This window comes from Vibrio sp. 10N.222.52.B7 (genome assembly GCF_041474275.1).
In the GTDB taxonomy this organism is placed as follows: Bacteria; Pseudomonadota; Gammaproteobacteria; order Enterobacterales; family Vibrionaceae; genus Vibrio; species Vibrio crassostreae_C.
Genome location: NZ_JBFRTU010000437.1, coordinates 1 through 526 on the forward strand (window position 1 = coordinate 1; position 526 = coordinate 526).

Consider the following 526-nt stretch of genomic DNA (forward strand, 5'->3'; position numbering starts at 1 on the left):
ATCTTGAACACGTCTCCTTTGCTGCTTTGCAACTCAACAACGAAAAACGAAATGAAAAAATCGTTTCCATTGTCAGTGCAAAAGGTGGCTCAGGAAGCAGCACCATTATCGCGACGTTATCGCAGCAGCTTGCCGAACTCGAAAAACGAGTAACTTGTATGGACCTCGATTTTTCGATGGGTGATTTGGATTTGCTACTCAATGTCGAAGGCAACACGGCGTTGGTAGAGCTTTTACAATACCCAGAAAGATTAGAACCTCTCGTGTTTGAGCGCAGTGGGATCAGTGTGTCACCCGAGCACACGCTCTTTACCGGTTATCTACCTTTAGACACCACACCATTTTGGCCACAAAAGAGTGCATTCGATCAGTTTACAAAGTTCTGCCTGCAAAGTTCAGACTACTTACTGATCGACATTCCGACCTATTCATTGCGTGACCAGGTTGGCTTTGAAGCGCTTAAAAGTGCCGATATCCGAATCATTGTGGTCGAGCCTACACTCAGCTCCATTCGCAATGCCGGTCA

The 526-nt window shown here is 46.2% G+C and carries 1 protein-coding gene; it reads left to right on the forward strand.

Features of this window, described 5'->3' with window-relative positions; genetic code table 11:
- On the forward strand, positions 1–526 hold a 526-nt coding region (locus AB4512_RS23580), incomplete at both ends, for a CpaE family protein (RefSeq protein WP_372175943.1).